General features: G+C 74.1%; 23 protein-coding genes. 11 read left to right on the top strand and 12 right to left on the bottom strand.

Going from position 1 to position 20,046, the window contains the following annotated elements:
• Position 1: 1 nt before the first annotated feature.
• From SMD20_RS05815 to SMD20_RS05775, 9 genes are all read right to left on the bottom strand, one after another.
• Positions 2-1,351 carry an MATE family efflux transporter gene (locus tag SMD20_RS05815; protein ID WP_329575843.1) on the bottom strand — a complete coding sequence of 450 codons (1,350 nt, stop codon included), beginning with the start codon at positions 1,349-1,351 and terminating at the stop codon, positions 2-4.
• A 90-nt stretch (positions 1,352-1,441) separates the two neighbouring features.
• On the bottom strand, positions 1,442-2,305 hold the full coding sequence (locus tag SMD20_RS05810; protein ID WP_329575840.1) for an SMP-30/gluconolactonase/LRE family protein: 864 nt from the start codon (positions 2,303-2,305) through the stop codon (positions 1,442-1,444).
• Positions 2,306-2,370: 65 nt separating this feature from the next.
• The gene (locus SMD20_RS05805; RefSeq protein WP_329575837.1) at positions 2,371-3,255 is read right to left on the bottom strand and encodes a pentapeptide repeat-containing protein; all 885 of its coding nucleotides are present in this window, start codon (positions 3,253-3,255) and stop codon (positions 2,371-2,373) included.
• A 41-nt stretch (positions 3,256-3,296) separates the two neighbouring features.
• Positions 3,297-4,064, bottom strand: coding sequence for a GNAT family N-acetyltransferase (locus SMD20_RS05800; RefSeq protein ID WP_329575834.1), 768 nt, complete (start codon positions 4,062-4,064; stop codon positions 3,297-3,299).
• A gap of 3 nt (positions 4,065-4,067) precedes the next feature.
• Positions 4,068-4,844, bottom strand: a complete 777-nt coding sequence (gene uppS / locus SMD20_RS05795; protein WP_020541032.1) for a polyprenyl diphosphate synthase — start codon at positions 4,842-4,844, stop codon at positions 4,068-4,070.
• A 68-nt stretch (positions 4,845-4,912) separates the two neighbouring features.
• A complete protein-coding gene (locus SMD20_RS05790; protein ID WP_329575824.1) occupies positions 4,913-5,965 on the bottom strand; it encodes a small ribosomal subunit Rsm22 family protein in 1,053 nt (350 codons plus the stop codon).
• 192 nt (positions 5,966-6,157) lie between these two features.
• Positions 6,158-6,511: an MmcQ/YjbR family DNA-binding protein gene (locus SMD20_RS05785; RefSeq protein WP_329575821.1), complete on the bottom strand. Its 354-nt coding sequence runs from the start codon at positions 6,509-6,511 to the stop codon at positions 6,158-6,160.
• Positions 6,512-6,571: 60 nt separating this feature from the next.
• Entirely contained in the window at positions 6,572-7,174 is a 603-nt protein-coding gene (locus tag SMD20_RS05780; protein ID WP_329575818.1) for a Dps family protein, read from the bottom strand.
• A gap of 91 nt (positions 7,175-7,265) precedes the next feature.
• The gene (locus SMD20_RS05775; protein ID WP_329575815.1) at positions 7,266-8,459 is read right to left on the bottom strand and encodes an MFS transporter; all 1,194 of its coding nucleotides are present in this window, start codon (positions 8,457-8,459) and stop codon (positions 7,266-7,268) included.
• Between the two features lie 51 nt (positions 8,460-8,510).
• Between SMD20_RS05775 and SMD20_RS05770 the strand changes: the two genes are divergently transcribed.
• The 3 genes from SMD20_RS05770 (at position 8,511) to SMD20_RS05760 (ending at position 10,376) form a co-directional block, all read left to right on the top strand.
• Complete coding sequence (locus tag SMD20_RS05770; protein ID WP_329575813.1) at positions 8,511-8,894, top strand: MerR family transcriptional regulator; 384 nt, start codon at positions 8,511-8,513, stop codon at positions 8,892-8,894.
• Complete coding sequence (locus tag SMD20_RS05765; RefSeq protein ID WP_329575810.1) at positions 8,891-9,514, top strand: GNAT family N-acetyltransferase; 624 nt, start codon at positions 8,891-8,893, stop codon at positions 9,512-9,514. The genes SMD20_RS05770 and SMD20_RS05765 overlap by 4 nt, the downstream gene beginning before the upstream one ends.
• A gap of 76 nt (positions 9,515-9,590) precedes the next feature.
• A complete protein-coding gene (locus tag SMD20_RS05760) occupies positions 9,591-10,376 on the top strand; it encodes a TetR/AcrR family transcriptional regulator (RefSeq protein WP_329575807.1) in 786 nt (261 codons plus the stop codon).
• Between the two features lie 45 nt (positions 10,377-10,421).
• On the opposite strand, the gene SMD20_RS05755 is transcribed toward SMD20_RS05760, so the two are convergent.
• From SMD20_RS05755 to SMD20_RS05745, 3 genes are read right to left on the bottom strand one after another with little or no spacing between them, the layout of a single operon-like run.
• The gene (locus SMD20_RS05755) at positions 10,422-10,760 is read right to left on the bottom strand and encodes a DUF4180 domain-containing protein (RefSeq protein WP_329575804.1); all 339 of its coding nucleotides are present in this window, start codon (positions 10,758-10,760) and stop codon (positions 10,422-10,424) included.
• Positions 10,761-10,792: 32 nt separating this feature from the next.
• A complete protein-coding gene (locus SMD20_RS05750; RefSeq protein WP_329575801.1) occupies positions 10,793-11,194 on the bottom strand; it encodes a helix-turn-helix domain-containing protein in 402 nt (133 codons plus the stop codon).
• 35 nt (positions 11,195-11,229) lie between these two features.
• Positions 11,230-12,357, bottom strand: a complete 1,128-nt coding sequence (locus SMD20_RS05745; protein WP_329575799.1) for a winged helix DNA-binding domain-containing protein — start codon at positions 12,355-12,357, stop codon at positions 11,230-11,232.
• Between the two features lie 133 nt (positions 12,358-12,490).
• On the opposite strand from SMD20_RS05745, the gene SMD20_RS05740 reads away from it, so the two are divergent.
• The 8 genes from SMD20_RS05740 (at position 12,491) to SMD20_RS05705 (ending at position 20,021) form a co-directional block, all read left to right on the top strand.
• Positions 12,491-14,029, top strand: a complete 1,539-nt coding sequence (locus SMD20_RS05740; RefSeq protein WP_329575796.1) for a phenylacetate--CoA ligase family protein — start codon at positions 12,491-12,493, stop codon at positions 14,027-14,029.
• Entirely contained in the window at positions 14,026-14,469 is a 444-nt protein-coding gene (locus SMD20_RS05735) for a DUF4188 domain-containing protein (protein WP_329575794.1), read from the top strand. Before SMD20_RS05740 ends, SMD20_RS05735 begins: the two co-directional genes overlap by 4 nt.
• A complete protein-coding gene (locus SMD20_RS05730) occupies positions 14,466-15,551 on the top strand; it encodes a hypothetical protein (protein ID WP_329575792.1) in 1,086 nt (361 codons plus the stop codon). Before SMD20_RS05735 ends, SMD20_RS05730 begins: the two co-directional genes overlap by 4 nt.
• Complete coding sequence (locus SMD20_RS05725) at positions 15,548-16,465, top strand: hypothetical protein (protein WP_329575789.1); 918 nt, start codon at positions 15,548-15,550, stop codon at positions 16,463-16,465. Before SMD20_RS05730 ends, SMD20_RS05725 begins: the two co-directional genes overlap by 4 nt.
• Before the next feature lie 65 nt (positions 16,466-16,530).
• Positions 16,531-17,943, top strand: coding sequence for a carboxylesterase/lipase family protein (locus tag SMD20_RS05720; protein WP_329575786.1), 1,413 nt, complete (start codon positions 16,531-16,533; stop codon positions 17,941-17,943).
• Positions 17,944-17,964: 21 nt separating this feature from the next.
• Positions 17,965-18,390, top strand: coding sequence for a hypothetical protein (locus SMD20_RS05715; RefSeq protein ID WP_329575784.1), 426 nt, complete (start codon positions 17,965-17,967; stop codon positions 18,388-18,390).
• 27 nt (positions 18,391-18,417) lie between these two features.
• On the top strand, positions 18,418-18,792 hold the full coding sequence (locus SMD20_RS05710) for a YciI family protein (protein WP_329592445.1): 375 nt from the start codon (positions 18,418-18,420) through the stop codon (positions 18,790-18,792).
• Positions 18,789-20,021 (top strand): RNA polymerase sigma factor, encoded by a 1,233-nt coding sequence (locus tag SMD20_RS05705; protein WP_329575782.1) that lies wholly within the window; start codon positions 18,789-18,791, stop codon positions 20,019-20,021. Before SMD20_RS05710 ends, SMD20_RS05705 begins: the two co-directional genes overlap by 4 nt.
• Positions 20,022-20,046: the final 25 nt, after the last annotated feature.

The raw sequence follows: 20,046 nt of genomic DNA, 5'->3' as shown, positions 1-20,046 counted from the left end.
GCTATCTAGTTTGGAGGGGCAAAGGGTTTGCGGGCACCGACAGCTTTCGTATGTGTCGTACGGCGACGAGCGGCACCGTCACGCCGATCAGGTTGCAGTACGCCACCGCGGCGTAGAAGCCGTCCGCGCCGCCGACGGCGGGCGCCGCCACCGCGCCGGCCACGACGATCAGGCCGAAGTAGATGGCGTTGAGCACGATGGCCAGGAAGCCGCCGCCGGTCTCCTCCATGACGGTCAGCGAGGCGAGCACGGGCCCCTGGACGGCGTAGGTGAGCGCCACGGCGCCCAGGTAGCCGCCCGCGGCCGCGGCCACCCCGGCGTCGCCGCCGATCAACCGCGCCAGCGGGTCGTGCAGTGACCACACCAGCGCCGCGATCACCACGTAGGTCACGACGGTGACCTCGATGCCACCGCGCATCGATGCACGTATTCGCCGCCGTTCGCCGGCGCCGCGTTGCTGGTTGATGGTGATCGCGGTGGCCGTACCCAGGACCATGCCCGGCAGCAGCACGACGTTCTGCAGCGTGGAGGCGACCGTGAACCCGGCCACGGCGTCCTCCCCGTAGTTCCCGAGGACGCCGATGACCGCGAGGTTGTACGCCGAGAGCACGAGAAAGGACATCGCGATGGGCACACCGATGCGGCGCAGGTCGGTGAACACCTCGCGCCGCCAGATCCGGACGGCCGGCGGATGCCACAGCTCGGTGCGGCGCAGCAGCACCAGGCCCATGGTCAGGCCGATCAGACCCGCTGCCGCCTCGGCGATGGGCACCGCCGCGATCCCGATGCCGGCGCCGAGTCCGAGGCCGGCCACGAGGCCGATCCGCACGCTCGCCGTACAGATGACCAGGACGGTGGCCTGCCGCACGTACCCGTAGCCGCGCAGGCCGGCCGCGCACAGCTCCCCCCCGACGATCAGCAGGCCGGCGGCGCTGGTCCAGCGCAGGAAGGAGGCGAACGTGTCCCGCAGCCCGGCGTCCACATGAAGGAGGCCGGGCAGGGAGGGAGCCGCGACCGCGAGGACCAGGAACAGGGCCGCGCCGAGCCCGATCCATACCCTGGCCAGGCTGGCGGCGTTCGACATGACGTCCCGGGGGCGCCCGGCCCCCTTGCTGATCGCGGCGGCGACCTGGTTGCAGACCGCGAAGCCCACACTCAGGGCAAGGACGATGAGGGCGACAGGCTGATACAGGGAACGCACATAAATCGCCTCTCCCCCCATACGTCCAAGAATGGCGATAATTCCGAGTTGGGCAGCAAAATTAACGGACCCGGCCACGAAAAGGGGAACAGCGAGGCCGGAGATGGTTCGCCATACCTCCCTTCTTTCGTGCGCGGCTGAGGGAAACATGCGGACCTCCGGGGACGTGAATTGGCCTGTGGGAAGATAGCGAAATTTATCGATAAATGTCCACAGGGCCTTTCCCCGAAAATTGTTCGGTCAGAAGGCCGCCTGCAGCACCGGGCGGCCCCGGACGCCGGGGTCGGCCGCGAACACCGCCCCCGCCTCCGGCTGCTCGGCCCGGTCCACGTCCAGCGCCGAGGTGGTGACGAACAGCCGGCTGAGGTCGTCGCCGCCGAAGGCCACCGCCGTGACCTTGCGCGCCGGCAGCGCGACGACGGCGTCGAGCCGGCCGGCGGGGTCGTAGCGGTGCACGGCTCCGCCCTGCCAGAGCGCCACCCAGACGCCGCCCTCGGCGTCGACCGTCAGCCCGTCGGGCTGCCCCCGCTCCGGGTCGACGTACGCGAACGGCCGCCGCCCGCCGAGCCCCTTGTCCGGGTCGTAGTCGAACACGTCCACCCGGCCGGTGGCGGTGTCGGCGTAGTAGGCGAGCGAGCCGTCGGGGCTGAAGTCGAACCCGTTGGAGATCGTCACCTCCGGCAGCACCACGCGCAGGGCGCCGTCCGGGCCGGCCACGTAGAACGAGCCGCGCCCCGGGGCGGCGTCGTAGGCCATGCTGCCGATGTAGAAGCGGCCATCGGGGTCGCAGCCGCCGTCGTTCATCCGTACGGACGGGTCGCTCCACGCCTCGCCGCCCAGCGGGCGGAGCGGGGCGTCGAGGTCGTCGGAGTCGGCCAGCAGCAGCTCACGCTCGGCGGCGACGACGTAGCCGCCGGCCGCGCGGGGGCGCAGCGCGGCGGCGACCTTGCCCACACGCCGCCGCCGCACGGTTTCGCCGTCGAGCGCCAGCACGTCGCCGGCCAGCATGTCGACCCAGCGCAGCCCGCCCCAGCGCGCGGACCACACCGGCCCTTCCCCGTGCTCGGACACCGGGTCGGTCACGGGGTACGCGGTGATGCTCATGCCGATCTCCTCCAGAGTGCTGGACGTGATATCGGCACGATGTTCCCACGCGCCCGGCCTCCGGATCAGCGGCGGCGGGGGCGGCGTGCGGGCCGGGCCGCCGGCCGGGAGGCCGTTTCCGGCCAGTGGGCGGGGCGGGTCAGGGCGGGCGGGATGCGGGTGGCGGCGTCGCCGGCGGCGGCGTTGAGCTGGGCCTGGGTGAGGAAGATCGCGCCCGTGAGGTCGGCGCCCGCCAGATCCGCCCCGCGCAGGTCGGCGCCGATCAGGTCGGCCTCCCGCAGATCAGCGCCGCGCAGGTCCGCCCCGATCAGGTACGCGCCCCGCAGGTTCGCCCGCCGCAGGTCCGCGCCCCTGAGCCGGGCCCCGATGAGATCGGCCCCACGCCGGTCCTTGCCCCGGCCCTTGTCGCGACCCTGGGGGCCGGATCTGACCAGTTCGCTGACCCGCAGCAGCAGCTCGTTGACCGCGGCCCGGTGCGGGGCCACGTCGTATTTCTCCAGGGTGCCGGCGTCCTGCCGGGTGAGCCGGTCGGTCTCGTCGAGCGCGCGGCGCAGCTCGGCGTGGACCGGCCGGGCGGGCTCCAGGGACAGCGCCTCCGCGAGGTACCACAGCAGCTCGTGGAGCTGCCGCATGACCGGGAAGACGGCGTACATCTGCCCGGCCGTCTCCGGCGCGGCCCGCCAGCTCCGCCCCCCGAACGTGACCTGCGAGACCTTCTGCCCCGCCCCGAAGCAGTCGAAGACCGTGCAGCCGGGGTAACCGCTCGGACGCAGCCGCTCGTGGATCGAGCAGCGGAAGTCCTCGCGCAGGTTGCGGCAGGGCTCCCCCGCGGCCTTGTCGGCGGCGAAGTCGGCCGAGGCCGCGAACGGCAGCGCGACGCAGCACAGGCCGAAGCAGCTGCCGCAGTCGGACAGCAGCTCCAGGTCACGGAAGTCGTCAGCAGGGGGCAACGGGCGAAACTCCTCGGGCGTGGGCGGACGCTCCAGGATAGTCACCCGTACGTGTACGGCGTGGTGGTGGCCAGGGCGGCGAAGCCGAGCCGGGTCAGGATCGGCCGGCTCTCGGCGGAGGCGTCCACCTGCAGATAGCGGTATCCGCGGGCGACCGCCTCGCGGGCCCGGTAGGCGACCAGGGCCCGGTAGATGCCGCGCCCCCGCCACTCCGGCGCGGTGCCCCCGCCCCACAGGCTCGCGAACTCGGTGCCGCGGTGCAGGTCCATCCGGGCGGCGCTGACCGGCACGCCGCCCGCCATGGCGAGGACGGCCACCACGCTTCCCTCGGCGAGCTGCACGGCCAGCCGTTCCCTGATCCGCACCCGGCTGGCCCCGAACACCCGCTCGTGCACGTCGGCCATCAGCTCGACGCCGTCCATGCCGGTCACGGGCACCAGCCGGACGCCTTCCGGTTCGGCGGCGGGGACGGCGATCCGCGCGGTCTCGGCCACCATGAGGGTCTCGGGCGGCTCGGCGGTGAAGCCGGCCGCGAGCAGCCGCCGGTCGAGGTCGGCCGGGCGGTCGTGGTCGTAGAGCTTCCACTCGAACTCCGTGCCGAGCTTCGCGTAGTGGCGGATCTGCTCGGCGATGGCGGCGTCCGCCGTCCGCTCGTCGAGGTCGGACCACAGGATGCCGTTCCAGCAGGGCGCGGGGCCGGACTGGCGTACGACCGCGCCCGCCCGCTCCACCACGGCCCCGGGCATCTCGGGTGCGGGCTCGCGGCGGAAGCGCCGCTCGTACAGGCTGAGCACCTCGTCATGGTTCACGCGTCAGCCCCCGAAGCGCCTCTGGCGGGCGGCGAAGCTGCGCAGCGCCCGCAGGAAGTCGATCTCGCGGAAGGCCGGCCAGTACGCCTCGCAGAAGTACAGCTCGGAGTAGGCCGACTGCCACAGCAGGAAGTTCGACATGCGCTGCTCGCCGCTGGTGCGGATGACCAGGTCGGGGTCCGGCTGCCCGGCGGTGTAGAGGTGGCCGGCGAGGTCGTCGGCGGTCAGCGTCTCGGCCAGCTCGTGCATGCTCTGCCCGGCCTCGGCCCGCTCGTACAGCAGCTCGCGCAGGGCGTCGATGACCTCCTGGCGGCCGCCGTAGCCGATGGCCAGCGTCAGGTGGAAGCCGGTCGCGCAGTCGCGGGTCGCCTCGACGGCGTTCTTCAGCGCGCGGGCGGTGGTGTCGGGGAGCATGTCGAGCAGCCCGGCGACGTGCACCCGCCAGCGGGCGCCCGGGCGGGCGAGCCGGTCGGCGACCATCTCCTCGATGACCCGCAGCAGGAAGGCGACCTCCTTGTCGCCGCGGCGCTGGAGGTTCTCCGTCGAGCACAGGAACACCGTCAGGTGCCTGATGCCGAGGCTCTCGCACCACGCCTGCACGTCCTGGATGTGGTCGGCGCCGTACTGGTGGCCGATGCTCGGGTTGGGCAGGCCCTTCTGCCTGGCCCAGCGGCGGTTGCCGTCGATGATGAGACCGACGTGCCGGGGCAGCGGGCCGGTCGAGACCTGGCGGCGCAGGCGCCGGGCGTACAGGGGATGAAGAAGATCGCTTACGTGCACCCCCTAAGAATGGCGTGCGGGGTCGGCCGGTTCGGGAGGATTCGAGAAAGTCGGCGCAGCGGTCGCCGTCATCCGGGGTCGGCCGCGGGGCGTGCGGCTTCGCTGGCGACTTCCCTGGCGGCTTCGCTGGCGGCTTCCCAGGTGTCTCCCCATCCGGTGTCCCTGGCCCGGCGGTAGAGCTCGCCCTGCCGCTTGGAGACGAGCACGTCGCGGATGCCGCCGGCGTCGGTGCACAGGCGCAGCGATACCACGCCCTTGCGCTTCTGCGGGTGGCGCAGCACCCGGTCGGCTGCGGGGGCCGGCGCGGGGCGGGCGGTGGCGGCGACGTAGGCGAACTTCTCGTCCTCGAAGCTGAGGGTGCCCGCCTTGACCTGGCGGTGCAGGGACGTCCGCGGCAGGCGCACCGAGAAGTGGCACCAGTCGCGGCCAGGCTCGATCGGGCAGGCGCGGTCGTGGGGGCAGGGGGCGACGACGCTCAGCCCCTCGGCCAGCAGCACCTCGCGGGCCGCGGCGATCGTGGCGTAGCCGGCGGGCGTGCCCGGCTCGACGACCAGCACCATGGCGGCGTCGCGGGCGAGCCAGCGCACGACGTCGGCGCGGTCCCGCTCGGGGAGCTCGCCCAGCGCGTACGACATGGTCGCGAGGTCGGCGCGCGGCCGGTCGAGACCGGCCCCGACGGTGGCCTGCCGCCACGCGGTGCCGCGCACCCCGGCGGCCTGCGCCGTGCGGGCGAGACGCCTGCCGAGGTCGATGATCTGCGGGTCGCGTTCGATGACCGTGACCTGGCGCAGGGACGGCCACGTGGCTCCGGCCGCCCAGATCGCGGCCCCGGTGCCGCCGCCCGCGTCGAGCTGGCTGACCGGCGCGAACCCCGGGACCCGGGCCGCCGCGTGCCGCATCGCCAGCGCGGCGGCCTCGTAGGTGGCCGGCATGCGGTAGGCGGCGTAGGCGGCCACGTCGGCCTGGCCGCGGATGTGCGCGGTCTCACCGGTCGCGCCGGTCTCGCCGGTCGCGCCGCCGCGGTAGCGCTCGGTGAGCCGCGCGACCGAGCGGGCCAGCTCCTGGGGCGAGTGCCGGGCCAGGGCCTGGTCCAGGGCGGCGCGGAGGTCGTCGGGCAGCATGGGCGAAGTCGCTTTCGAGAACGGGCGGGACGGTGCGGGGAGCGCCCGCACGCTGGGCCTCGGCCATTATCGGCCATCCACGCGACCACGGCGCCCCCCGCGCCGGAACACCCGCCGCATGGGAGCGCCGCCCCACGCGCAGGCGTCCGCCGCACGAGAACGCCCCCCGCGCGAAAGCGCCCCCGCGGGGGCTCAGGCGTCGAGAAGGGCGGCCAGGCGTCTGGGTGCGACCAGGCGGTAGCTGTCCCTGATCAGCTCGTCGAGCTCGTCCCAGTCGTGCCCGGCCGTCAGCCACGCGCCCACCCAGCCCTTGCTGCCGACGTAGGGCGGCACGAAGAAGCGCTCCGGCTGGGAGCCGACCAGCGCCTCCTGCACGCCGGGCCCGGCCTTGAACGTCATCGACCGCCCGTCCTCGCTGGTCATGACGAACAGCTTGCCCCGCACCCGGAAGCTGGGCGCGGTGTGCCCGCCGAACGGCTGCTCCTCCGTCTCGGGCAGGCCCAGGCAGATCTCCCGCAGCCGCGCCGCCACCTCGTCGTCGATCATGTACGCCTCCCGCTCGCCGAGACGCCGACCGTACCGCGCGGCTCCGACAATTTCCGGCGCTCAGCTCCCAGGCGTCTCGACGAGCGGCGTGTCCACCAGATGCTCGATGAGGAACCACGTCTGCAGCTCGTTCGTCCGGATCACCTCGGAGACGAGCAGGTCGTTGGTGCCGTCGTCGCCCATCTCCTGCGCCCTGCTCGCCGCGTCGTGGCAGGCGACCAGGATGGTCTCGTGGGCCTCGATCAGGCGGGAGAGCATGGCGGGCACCTCCTCGCAGCCGTTCGGCGGGCGCGGGATCACGGTGATCTCGGCGACGTGGCGCGGGTCGCCGACGGCCACGCCGCCGAGGGTCTGCACCCGCTCGGCGATCTGGTCGACCAGTTCGAGCTGCTCATCGGCGTGCTTGTCCAGCAGCAGGTGGAGCTGGTAGAAGGTCGGGCCGCGCATGAGCCAGTGGTGCTTCTTGTACAGGGCGTGGAGGATCTGGGTGTCGGCCAGGATCTGGTTGAGCCGCTCGCACGAGTACATCCGGGCGTCCCGCGACAGCCCGAGCGGGAACATCCGCACGGTGCCGAACTCCTGGATCTGCACGCCGTTCATGTGCAGCCACGGCTGGCTGTCGGTCTTGGACCGCGTCGCCTTGGCAGGGCGTCTGGTCGTCATGTGCGTCTCCTCACGACGGCGGATGGCAACGATCCCCATCAACCTCCCCTCTGCCGCGCCAAGCGCCGCCGCGAACCGGCACAAGAGACGGTCAATCCCGCTCCACGGCGGCCCGCCGGGGGAACGCGTGCCGCCGCGCCACCACGGCCATCACCAGGGCGCAGGCCAGCAACGGGAGCGCCGTCCACGGCAGCGCCGCCGCGCCGGCGGACTCCAGCACGAGGCCGCCGGTGAGCGAGCCGGCGGCGATGCCGGCGTTGTAGACGGTGGTCTGCATGGAGGTCGCGACGTCGGCGTGGCCCGGCCCCGCCGCGTGCACCAGCGCCGTCTGCAGCAGCGTCGGCACCCCGCCGAACGCGGCCCCCCACAGGGCCACCGCCGCCACCGGCGTCCAGCCGGGCCCGCCCAGCAGGGGCATGACGGCGACCATCACGGCCAGCACCACGAGCAGCGCCGCGCGGGGCCGCCGGTCGATCGTCGCGCCGGTGGCCCAGATCCCGGCGACGGTCCCGGCCCCGAACACCAGCAGCACGACACTCGTGGCCGCCGTTCCCGACAGCTCGGCCAGCGGCGCCAGGTACGTGTAGACGGCCTGGTGCCCGACCAGGACGAGCGCGGTCGTGCCGAGGACGACGCGCACGCCGGGAGCCGCCGCCACCTGCCGCAGCGGCGTACGCTCCCCCGCCGCCTCGCCGGGGAAGTCCGGCACCTTCCACAGCACCCACGCGACCAGCGCGGCCGCCACGCAGGCCAGCCCGGCGAAGGCGGCCCGCCAGCCGAGGGCCGTCGCGAGCGCCGCGCCCGCGGGCAGGCCCGCGCACAGGGCCACGGTGATGCCAGCCGAGACGATGGCGATGGCCCGCCCGCGCCGCTCCGCGGGGACCATGCGGGCGGCGTACCCGACGAGCATGGCCCACAGCAGCCCGCCCATCACCCCGGCGAGCAGCCGCACGGCGAAGGTGAGCGGATACCAGGAGGACGCCGCGGTCACGGCGTTGAGCAGCGCGAACCCGCTCAGCGCCGTGACCAGCACGGGCCGCCGCCGCAGTCCACGCACCAGGGCGGTGAGCGGGATCGCGGCGAGCGTGGAGGCCACGGCGTACCCGGTGACGAGGAAACCGACCCGGGCCTCGGGCACGTCCAGGGCCTCGGCCATGCGCGGCAGCAGCCCGGCGGGCAGCAGCTCGGTCATGACGGCGGTGAACGCCGCGGTGAACAGGGCCAGCAGGCCCGCCCAGGGCAGGCGGGAGTCCCGCCCCGGAGGAGCGGCCGTCGTCTCGGTCATGCGACCATGCTGAAACCTTCTCATCAATGAGAAGGCAAGCGAGGAGGTCGCATGAGGATCGGGGAGCTGTCACGCCGCACGGGCGTACCGGCTCGGATGCTGCGCTACTACGAGGAGCAGGACCTGCTGCGCCCGGATCGTGCGGTCAACGGGTACCGGATCTATCCGGAGGCGGCGGTCTATCAGGTCCAGCAGATCCGGGGGCTGCTCGACTCGGGGCTGACCACGGACATCATCCGCCGCATCATCCCGTTCCTCGACCGGCCCGACGACATCCATCTGCATCCGGACTGCCTCACGCCCGAGCTGGCCGACCTGCTCAGGTCCGAGGCGGCCCGCATCCAGCAGCGGGTGGAGTGCCTGTCACGCAACCGGGACCGCATCCTCGCCTACCTGGAGGCGGTCGAGGCGGCGAAGCTGGGGGCCGGGCGTTGAGCACGCTGGAGGCCGTGCTCGCCGCCGCCGAGCGCGGCGCGCCGCCCGCTCCGGACGGCGGGCTGACGGTGGTGGCCCAGCCGTCCCCGCGCGACCTGGGCGTGATCGCGTTCACGGGGCACACGGTCGTCTTCGCCGACCTGCCGCCCGCCTGGGTACGCGAACGGCTGCCCCCCGACGACCTCTCTGCCCCGGTGAACCCGCCGTTCCTGCTGGAGCTGGGCCTGCGGACCGGGCGGAGCGCCGGGAACCTCGACCTGCTCGCCGTGGCGGACCCGCTTCCCGGCCCGCCGCCGCTCGCGCTGCGGGAGGTGACCGAGGCCGGGCATCCACGGGTCGAGCGGGCCCTGGCCTACCGTGACGAGGTACGCGTCTGGACGTGCGAGGGCGGCCTGCTGACCGTGGGCCGGGGCGTGGCCGGCCGCTGGGAGGCCGCCGTCGAGGTGGAGCCGGGGCACCGGGGCCGTGGGCTCGGCCGGCTCCTCGCCACGGCCGCCCGCCACCTCGCGGCCCGGCCGCTGTGGGCGCAGATCGCGCCGGGCAACGCGGCGAGCGTGCGGGCCTTCCTCGCGGCCGGGTACGTCCCGATCGGCTCGGAGGTCCTGCTGATCCCCGGCTGAGCCGCCTCATGGGCCCGGGACGGCGCTGCTACGCTTCACGGCGGAGCACAGTCGGGTCCGTACGGGGAGTCGCGCGTTGGTCGTCTACGCCGGTCAGGGTGACGCCCGCCGTTCGATGGCGCTGCTGTGGCGCGACGGGCAGGAGCGGCGCGAGACCCGGCCGGGGCCGAAGCCGGGGCTGAGCGTGGACGTCATCGTCGACGCCGCCATCGAGGTGGCCGACGCCGAGGGCATGGCGGCCCTGTCGATGCGCAAGGTCGGCGAGCGGCTGGGCCGCAGCGGGATGGCGCTCTACACGTACGTGCCGAGCAAGGGCGAGCTGGTCGACCTCATGTACGACCGGGCGATGGCCGAGCTGCCCGCCGAGTACGACCTGAGCGGCGGCTGGCGCCCGGCCGTCGCGGCGTGGGCCGAGCAGACCCGCGCCTTCTACCTGCGTCACCCGTGGATCCTCCAGGTGTCGCAGGCCCGGCCGGTGCTGGGGCCCAACGAGTTCGCGGCGCTGGAGACCCTGGTCGGGATCCTGCGGGCGACCGGGCTGCGGCCGGCCCGGGTGCGGGGCGTGGTGGCGCTGCTGTTCGACTTCGTGCGCGGCGCGGCCCGCACGGTCGCCGAGTCGCGCGAGGCCCCGTCGGAGACCGGCGTGTCGGACGAGGAGTGGTGGCGGGCCCGCGCGTCGCTGCTGGAGGAGGTGGCTCCCGGGTTCGCCGGGCGCTACCCGATGGCGCGGTGGGTGGAGTCGGAGGACGACTGGCCCGGCGGCGACGGCGAGCCGTTCCTGGAGCACCGGACCCGCCAGGCGTTCCTGACGGGCCTGGACGTGGTCCTCGACGGCATCGAAGCCGCCGCCCCCAGGCCCTGACCGACGCCCGACCCGACCCGACCCAGGCAGGTCAGGCGCGGCGGGTCAGGCGCGGCGGGCGGCCAGTTCGTCCAGGTCGCGGACGAACCACAGCTCCCGCCCTCTGTTCGACTCCGTCACCCAGGCGCGCAGCGCGGCGCTCTCCGCCGTGAAGCGCGAGATGTCGCCGACGACCGCGAGCCCGAGCCGGTAGTTCGCGAACTTCTGCGTGATCCGCCCAGCCACGCCGGTGGCGAGGGCGAAGAAGTCGTCGTGCAGCCGCTCAGCGGGCACCGCCACCCAGGTGGCGCCGCTCCCCCAGGTCTCGCCGATGAGGTCGAGCGCGTCCTGCTCCTCCCGCAGGGACGGGCCGTCGGCCGGGCAGACGTGGACGTCGTCGAGCATGGTGCCTCTCAAAGGGGGTCGGGGGTGGAGCGTCACGGGCGCACCAGCGCGTCGACGATGCGCAGGACCTGCGCGGCGGGCTCCAGCTCGCCGAGCACGATCACCTTGAGGTGGGCGCGCTCCTCGTCGTAGGCGAACTGGACCCGCACACCGTTGGGCCGCCCGGCGAGGGAGCCGGTGACCATGGTGGTGACGCGGTCCATCTCGGCGCGGCCGATCCCGTCGAGCTGGACGATGGCCGACACCTCGGCGGCGCGCGGCCGCGCCGGCTCGTCCGGCGGCAGCCCGCCGAACGCGGCCAGGTCGTCCTTGGCGATCCGGTAGCGCTTGCCCACCCGCACAGCGGGCAGCCGCCCATCGCGGACGTAGTTGCGCACGGTCTTGACGTGCAGCCCGAGCAGCGCGGCCGCCTGCTCCACGGTGTATTGCTCCATATCGCTCCCTATCGTAGGGCACGATAGGGAGTGTTTCAGGCGTGCGCGCCCACGGTGACCGTGCCGATGGTCAGCCGGGGCCGGGCCTCCAGCACCTCGCCCAGCCGCTCGACCCGCTCCTCCAGCTCCCGTTCCCGCTCCGGGCCGAGCTCGTGGAGCGGCTCCACGGTCACGTCGAGACGGTCGCCGGAGCGGCGCTGGTGCCAGACGCCGGCCACGACGCCGTCCACGAGCAGCACCGGGAAGTTGCCCGCCTGTCCCCGGTTGAGCGCCCGCGCCGCCGCCGCACCGGGGTACAGCAGCTCGCGGGGCCGCCCCGCCACCACGTACGCGTCGAAGTACGGCAGCAGCCGCACCCCGCGCGGCGGCTCCTCCGGCACCGCCGTGTCCCCGGCGACCACCCAGGCCGGCCGCCCCTCGAACAGCACCTCCTCCAGCCCGGCCCCCTCGAAGGCGCGCGCCGCCCACCGCACCGGCCCGCCCGCCCACTGCGCGAACTGCTCCGGCGTGGCCGGCCCGTACGCCGTCAGGTAGCCGCGCACCAGCGCGCCGAGCCCATCTTCGACAAGGTCGGCGGCGGGCGGCGCCGTGTAGGTGACCTTGCGCCCCCGTCCGGCCCCGAACACGAACGCGCCCCGGTGCGCGGCCAGGTGCATCGCCTGCCGCCAGCGCGGCCAGTTCCCGCCGAACGCGGGCATGACGAGGTCGCCCGCCCAGGGTCCCGCGAGGTCCACGACCCGGTCGCTCAGCTCCTCGATGGTCAGCTCGTCGTCGGCGACCGCCTCGGTGATCGCCGCCACCACCCGTTCGGTCTGCTCGGGGGTGAGCCGCACGGACGGCGCGAACGGATTCCTGCCCGCCGGCACCGACGACAGAGCGCTCACCCACGTGGCCAGGTCGCGGACGGGCAGCACGTGGACGGTGCCGCGCGGCCCGTACGTCTTGACCAGCTCGCCGCCGGGCCGCAGCGCGGCGCGCACGTGCGCGCGGGTGGCTCCGGCGAGGCGCAGGCCGACGGAGACCTCCGCCGCCGACATCACCTGGGCGTGCGCGCCGCACATGGCCGCCACGACCTCCCCCGGGCCGGTCCTCGCCGGCTCCGCGCCCAGGCCCGCCCGCTCCAGCCGGCGCGCGCTCACCTGCGGCCATGACAGTGCGATCATCAACGTACTCCTCGGTCGGCCCGTCCGCTTTCACCGCATACCGTAGGGGCGAACGCGGAAAGGAGGCTTCCGCGTTGGCGGTTCAAGTGCGACGCAAGTGATCGGCAATTCGGGATCACTAGGGTCAGCGCTCATGAACCGGCTCAGTCCCCGTCTCGGCCCCCTCACCGCGCGCCAGCGCTGGCGCCGTCTGCGGCTCCAGGCCTACTCCTGGTCCCTGACCGGCGCGTACCGGCTCGGCGCGCTGCATCCCGCGATCTGGCGGCTGGTCGCCCGCAGTTACCATCCGGCGCTGGACCGCGTGGCCGCCCGGCACGCCCGCGTGGCCTGCCAGTTCGCCGCCGTGGACGTGCCCGCCTACCGGCACTTCCTGCGGGAGAACGACGCCGAGCACGCCCGCCGGCTCGCGGACTTCCCCGAGACCACCAAGCAGAACTACGCCGCCGCCTACGACGAGGAGAGCCGCTGCCAGGAGGGCAGGCTGCACCGGGCCGGCGTGATCGTGGACGAGTCGTCCGGGTCGAGCGGCAAGCCGTACAACTGGGTGCGCGGGCCGCGCGAGCTCAAGGGCGTGTACCGCAACGCGGCCGGCTACATCGACCTGGTCTTCCCCGGCAGGCGGCTGTTCGTGGTGAACGCGTACTCGATGGGCGCCTGGGCCACCGGCACCACCACCGGCACGGCCATGGCGCGCATCGCGATGGTCAAGAACACCGGCCCCGACCTGGAGAAGATCGCCGACACGCTGGAGCACTTCGGGCCCGGCTACGACTACGTGGTGTCCGCGTACCCGCCGTTCCTCAAGCACCTGCGCGACCACCTCGACGAGCGCGGCTTCCCCTGGGGGGACTACCGGATCCGGGGCATGGTCGGCGGCGAGGGCATGACCGAGGCGCTGCGCGACTACCTGGAGGAGCGCTTCGAGGAGGTCCGCTCCGGCTACGGCGCGAGCGACCTGACGATCGGGATGGGCGCGGAGAGCGGGTTCAGCGTGTGGCTGCGCAAGCGCCTCGCCGTCGATCGGGAGCTGCGCGAGCGGCTGCTGGGGCCCGGCGAGCAGCGGCTGCCGATGATCTTCCACTACAACCCGCTGGAGACGTTCCTGGAGGTCAACGCCGCCGGCGAGCTGCTGTGCACGATCAACACCAAGACGTGCCTGCAGCCCAAGCTGCGCTACAACGTGGGCGACGAGGCCGCGCTGCGCACGCTCGCCGAGGTGCGCGCCGCGCTCGGGGACGAGGCGTACGAGAGCGCCTGGACCGACGAGCGGCTGAACCTGCCGCTGCTGTTCCTGTTCGGCCGCAAGGACTCGACGATCTCCTACATGGGGGCGAACCTGTATCCGCAGGACGTCGAGTACGGCCTCTACCAGGGCAACCCGTACGCCGCCGCGATCAACCGGTTCTGCCTGTCGCTGGAGGAGCTGCCCGGCCTGGAGTACCGCCCGGTGGTGAACCTGGAGGTACGCGGTGGGGTGGACCGCGAGGAGCTGGCCGCGCTGTGCCGCAAGGGTGTGCTGGCCCACCTGAGCGCCGTCTCGCGCGACTTCGCCGAGTCGCTGCGCGAGGACCCGACGGCCGCCGATCTGCGGGTGCGGGTCTTCGGCCCGGGCGAGGGCCCGTTCGCCGGGCTCACCAAGATGAAGAACGTTTACCTGGTGAAGGACGCATGAGGACCACCGATTTCAGCAAGGCGCCGCCGCAGGGGCAGGCGACGGCGATGTTCGTCGGGGCGACCCGCTACCGGGGGCCGCTGTCGATCGTCGTCCTCTCCTTCACCTGGTGGCGCATGGTGCGCGACATGAAGCGGATGCGCGGCTACCGGTGGCACAAGGTCTACTGGGAGTTCCCGTTCACGCTGGGCACGCTGGCGTTCTTCGAGGACCGCGACGCCCTGATGCGCTTCGCCCGCACCCGCCACCACCGCAGGCTGATGCAGTGGGTCACCGACGGCACGAAGAACGCCACCGGCGGCTACATCCGGGTCTACAACGCCGAGCCCGAGGGCTACAGCAACGGGGTGTGGCGGGCCGAGGGCGACGGGATGGCGCACATCGAGACGTTCACCCCGCTGTCGACGGAGAGCGCGGGCCCGCCGGTGAGACGCGCGTGAGCGGGCTGGAACGCGTCACGAGCCGGGCCGGCCTGCGCGACTTCCTGTCGCTCACCGACCGCCTGCACGCCCCCGGCGACAATCCGCCGCGCTTCGTCCCGCCGCTGCACGCCCAGGTCCGCGCCTGGATGCGCCAGGGCGTGGCCCTGTACGTGCTGCGTCGCGCCGGCCGGGTCGTCGCCCGCACGACCCTGCACACCGACGCCGCGTTCGACGCCAAGCTGGGCGAGCGGCTGCAGCTCTTCGGCCTCACCGAGTTCGCGGAGGACGCCGCCGAGGAATTGTTCGACGCCGTGTGCGAGGCGGGCCGCGCGAACGGGCGGCGGACGGCGTTCGGCCCGGTCTCGCTGCTGCCGAACCAGGCGGGCGGCGTCATCACCTCGGGCTTCGCCGAGCGCGGCTTCATCGACAGCGCCTGGAACCCGCCCTACTACCCGGCCGCGTACGAGGAGTACGGCTTCGCCCGCCGCTTCGAGTCCGACACCTGGATCTGCCCGGTGCCGCAGGAGCCGGTGTTCGCCTTCGACGACGCCCGCGTCGTGGCGGAAGGGCTGGAGGTGCACCGCGGCGACCGCCGCCGGGTGGCCGAGCAGCTGCCGATACTGCGCGGCATGCTCAACGCCTCCTTCGCCGGGCTCGGCTACTACACCGAGATCTCCGCCGCCCAGCTCGCGGCGCAGACCGACGGGCTGGCGCACCTGCTGGACGAGGACCTGCTGCTGTACCTCACCAAGGCGGGCCGGCCGATCGCGTTCGTGCTGTGCCTGCCCGACATCTCCGAGTTCGTGATGCGCGTGCGCGGCGACCTCCACCTGCTCAACCAGCTCCGTCTGCTCGCCACCCGCTCCCGCCACCGGCGCGAGGCCGTGCTCGTGATCAAGGGCACGGTGCCGGACGAGCAGGGCCGCGGCTACATGCGCCTGCTCTCGCGCGAGCTGCACGCGGGCCTGCGCCGCGGCGGCTACCACACGCTGCGCAGCACGTACGTCGAGCGCACCAACCCCGGCTCCGCCGCCCAGTACGCCGCCATGGGCGGCCGCCCCCTCCACGGCTACACCTTCTACGCCAAGGACCTCGCGTGAACGAGCTGCGGGCGCTGGAGCCCGACTTCTGGCGTGCGCCGAGCGCGCACAACACGCAGCCCTGGACGCTGACGTACGAGGACGACCGGGTGACCGTCGGCTGGGACCCGGACCGGGCGCTGCCGGTCAGCGACCCCACGGGCCGCGACCTGCGGCTCGGGCTGGGGGCGTTCGTGGAGTGCTGCCTGATCGTGTGCGCGTCGGCGGGCCTGCGCGTGGCGTTCGCCGCCGATCCCGGGCCGCTGCGCGTCGGCCATCTCCTGCGGGCCGACGGGACGTACGCGACGCCCTTCACCACGGCCGACGTGCGCGCCCGCGGCGCCAACCGCGGCGAGTACCATCCCGGCCGGCTGCCGGACGAGCTGGTGGCCGGGCTGACCGGGATGCGCCGGGTGCCGTGCCGCGACCTCGCCGACCTGCTGCACGCGGCCGACCTGCACCAGTACGGCTCGCCGGAGGTGACCCGCGAGCTGCGCCAGTGGCTGCGGCTGACCCGCAGGCACCGCCGCTACCTGCTCGACGGCCTGAGCGACCGGGCGCTGCGCCTGACCCGGCTGGAGGCGGTGGCGCTGCGCGCGTCGCTGGCGCTGTACCCGGCGCTCCGGCCGCTCGGCCTGCCGCGCGTCCTGGCCGGCGCCTCGCGCGGGCTGCTCGACCACGACGGTGACGTGCTGGTGCTGGTCGGCCCGGCGGGCGACGAGGTGGAGCAGGGGCGGCTCCTCCTCCGCCACTGGCTCACCCTCTCCGCCGCCGGCTACACCACGCACCCGCTGAGCCAGATCATCGACAGCCCCGGCACGCGGCGCGAGCTCGCCGCCCGCCTGGGCGTCGCCGACCCCTCCTCGCTGCTGCACATCGCCCGCGTCGGCCGGCCCCGTTCCCCCGCCCCGCCCTCGTCCCGGCTCCGCGGCTGAGCCCTGCCGCGCCCGGTGCAGCCGCGTCCAAGTGATCTCCAAGCTGGCCCGGCCAGACTGGAAACATGCAGGTCATCGTGAAGACCGCCCAGGGCTCCGTGCGGGGCGCCACGCGGGACGGCGTCGCCTCCTTCCTGGGCGTCCCGTACGCGGCCGCGCCGGAAGGGCCGCTGCGCTTCCGGCCGCCCGCCCCGCCGCCCGCGTGGGACGGGGTGCGGGACGCCGTCGCGTACGGCGCCGCGCCGCCCCAGCTCCCCCCGGCGCCGGGGGTGCCGCCGATCTGGCGGCCCGGGGACGGCCTCGCCTGCCTGAACCTCAACGTGTGGAGCCCCGACCCGGGAGGGGCGGGGCTGCCGGTCATGGTGTGGCTCTACGGCGGCGCGTGGCAGGTCGGCGCGACGGCCATGCCGCAGTACGACGGCGCCGTGCTGGCCCGCTCCGGCGTCGTGGTGGTGACCGTGGACTACCGGGTGGGCTTCGAGGGCTTCGGCCACCTGCCCGGCGTCCCGGACAACCGCGGCCTGCGCGACCAGCTCGCCGCGCTGGAGTGGGTGCGCGGGAACATCGCCGCGTTCGGCGGCGACCCCGGCAACGTGACGGTGTTCGGCCAGTCGGCGGGCGCGGCCTCGGTCGCGCTGCTGACGGCGGCGCCGGCCGCGGCGGGGCTGTTCCGCCGGGCGATCGCGCAGAGCATCCCGGCCGGTCTCCGCACCCCGGACGAGGCGGGGCGCGTCACCGGGGCGCTGGCCGCGGCGGCCGGGGTTCCCGCGACGTACGAAGCCCTCGCCGGGCTGCCGCCCGAGGCCGTCCTAGCGGCGCGGGACGTCACGGGGACGAGCCCGTTCGGGCCGGTCGTGGACGGCGAGCTGGTCACCGGGCCGCCGTGGGCGGGCATGGCCGGTCCGGCCGCTCGCGGCGTGGAGCTGATCTGCGGCTTCACCCACGAGGAGTATCGCGGGCTCGCCCCTGGCGGACCGCCCGCGGGGGTCGATCCGGCCGCGGCGGCGGCCTCGTTCGGGCTGGACGCCGACGCCGTGCCCACGTACGGCCTGGCGCACCCCGGGGCCGGCGACGCCGAGCTGTTCACCGTGCTGATGTCGGACGCGCTGGTCCGCATGCCGACCACGTGGACCGCCGAGGCCCACGCGCGGGCCGGCGGCCGTACCTGGCTGTACGACTTCACCTGGAAGGGCCCGGCGCTGGGCGCGGCGCACGGCGTGGACGTGCCGTTCACCTTCGGCGACACCCACAGCCGCTTCGCCGCCCGCCTCCTGGGCTCACCGCCGCCCGCCGGTTTCGCCGAGCTGTCGGAGCGCGTCCGCCGCGCCTGGACGTCGTTCGCCGCCACGGGCGACCCCGGCTGGCCCCGCTTCGACCTCGACCAGCGACGCACCCGCCTCTGGGACCTCCCGCCCGCCGACGTGCCGTACCCGCTCACCGACTTCCGCCGCATCTGGGGCCGCCCCCCGCAGCGCTGATCCCGCGTAGAGTTCGCCGTCGTGAGATCCGGATGCCTCGTCGCCGTCGTATGCGCGGTCCTGGCGCCCTTCGCCGGGCTGTACCTGCTGTTCGCCATCCCCGCCTGGGCGAACGACAGGAAGCTCGCGGCGTTCGGGGACCGCCTCCTCGCCTATCCGCCGCCGCCCGAGACCTTCCACAGGGACAACACCGCCGATGGTTCCATCGCCCTGCGGGGGAACGGCAACCACTGCGACTACCAGGTCCGCGTCGCGCTGTCCACGCACCTCTCCGAGGGGTCGGTGCTCCGGTACTACGCCGCCGCCCGCATCGCCGGGGTCGAGACCGAGCGGGCTTCCTTGCGGATCTACTTCGAGAGGGATCAGGACACCGACGGCCTCCCCAGGTCCTTCATCGTGGAGGCGTACGACAGCACCGACGCCGGTCTTGACCTCCGCTGCCACTGATGCCCATAGCATGAGCGCGTGAAGTACATGCTGATGATCTACGCCAACGCCGAGTCGCAGCAGCACGTGGCCGATCACGAGTCCGACGTGATGGCCGAGGTGGACGCCCTGATGAAGGAGCTCTCCGACAGCGGCGAGCTGGTGGGCGGGCAGGCGCTCGACGGGCCCGCCACCTCCCGTGTCGTGCGGGTGCGCGGCGGCGTGCCGGCCGTCACCGACGGGCCGTTCCTGGAGGCCAAGGAGTTCCTGGCGGGCTACCTCATCGTGGAGTGCGCGAGCGTCGAGCGGGCCACGGAGATCGCGGCCCGGTGGCCGGACGCGCGGCTGTGCGCGATGGAGGTGCGGCCGATCATCGACGAGGTCGACCCGCCCGCGGGCGAGGGCGGCCCGGCTCTGGGATGACCGAGGTCGAGGCGCTGCTCCGGGAGCTGGCGCCGCAGGTGCTCGGCATCCTCGTACGGCGCCACGAGCAGTTCGCCGCCTGCGAGGACGCCGTCCAGGAGGCGCTGCTCGACGCCGCCGTCCAGTGGCCGCGCGAGGGCGTGCCGGACAACCCGCGGGCCTGGCTGGTGACGGTGGCCTCGCGGCGGCTCATCGACCTCGTACGCAGCGAGCACGCCCGGCGGCGGCGCGAGGAGAGCGCCGGGGCGGGCGAGCCCGCGGACGCGCACACGGTGGCCGGGCCGGGCGAGGAGCCGGCCGGCGACCGGGACGACACGCTCACGCTGCTGTTCCTGTGCTGCCATCCGGCGCTGTCGCCGCCCTCGCAGCTCGCCCTCACGCTGCGGGCCGTCGGCGGGCTGACCACGGCGCAGGTGGCGGGCGCGTTCCTGGTGCCCGAGACGACGATGGCGCAGCGCATCAGCCGGGCCAAGCAGCGGATCAAGGCCGCGGGGGCGCGGTTCGAGCCGCCGCCGGAGGGCGAGCGGGCCGGACGGCTGCGGGTGGTCCTGCACGTGCTCTACCTGATCTTCAACGAGGGCTACACCGCGACGGCCGGGCCGGACCTGCACCGCGACGAGCTGACCGGCGAGGCGATCAGGCTGGCGAGGGCCGTGCACCGGCTGCTGCCCGACGACGGCGAGGTGGCCGGGCTGCTGGCGCTCATGCTGCTCACCGAGGCGAGGCGGCCCGCCCGCACCGGGCCGGACGGGCGGCTGGTCCCGCTCGCCGAGCAGGACCGCGGCCTGTGGGACCGGCGGCTCGTCGCCGAGGGCGTGGAGCTGGTGAGCAAGGCGCTGTCCACGGCTCCGCTCGGGCCCTACCAGGTGCAGGCGGCCATCGCGGCCGTGCACGACGAGGCCCCGTCGGCCGCGGAGACCGACTGGCCGCAGATCCTCGCGCTGTACCGGGTGCTGTCAGGGCTGGACGACAACCCGGTGGTCGAGCTCAACCACGCGGTCGCCGAGGCCATGGTCCACGGCCCGCGGGCCGGACTCGACCGGCTCGACCGGCTCGCGGCCGACGGCCGGCTCAAGGACCACCACCGGCCGGCCGCGGTCCGGGCGCACCTGCTGGAGCTGGAGGGCGACCACTCCGGGGCGGCCGGCGCCTACCGGGAGGCGGCCCGGCTGACGGCCAGCGCCCCGGAGCGTGACTACCTCGAGGAACGGGCGGCCCGCCTGGGCTGACGGCTCCGTGTCGGCGCGGGGTGAC

This window comes from Nonomuraea sp. LP-02 (assembly GCF_036289125.1).
Lineage (GTDB): Bacteria > Actinomycetota > Actinomycetes > Streptosporangiales > Streptosporangiaceae > Nonomuraea > Nonomuraea bangladeshensis.
This window is presented reverse-complemented; position numbering and strand designations above follow the sequence as displayed.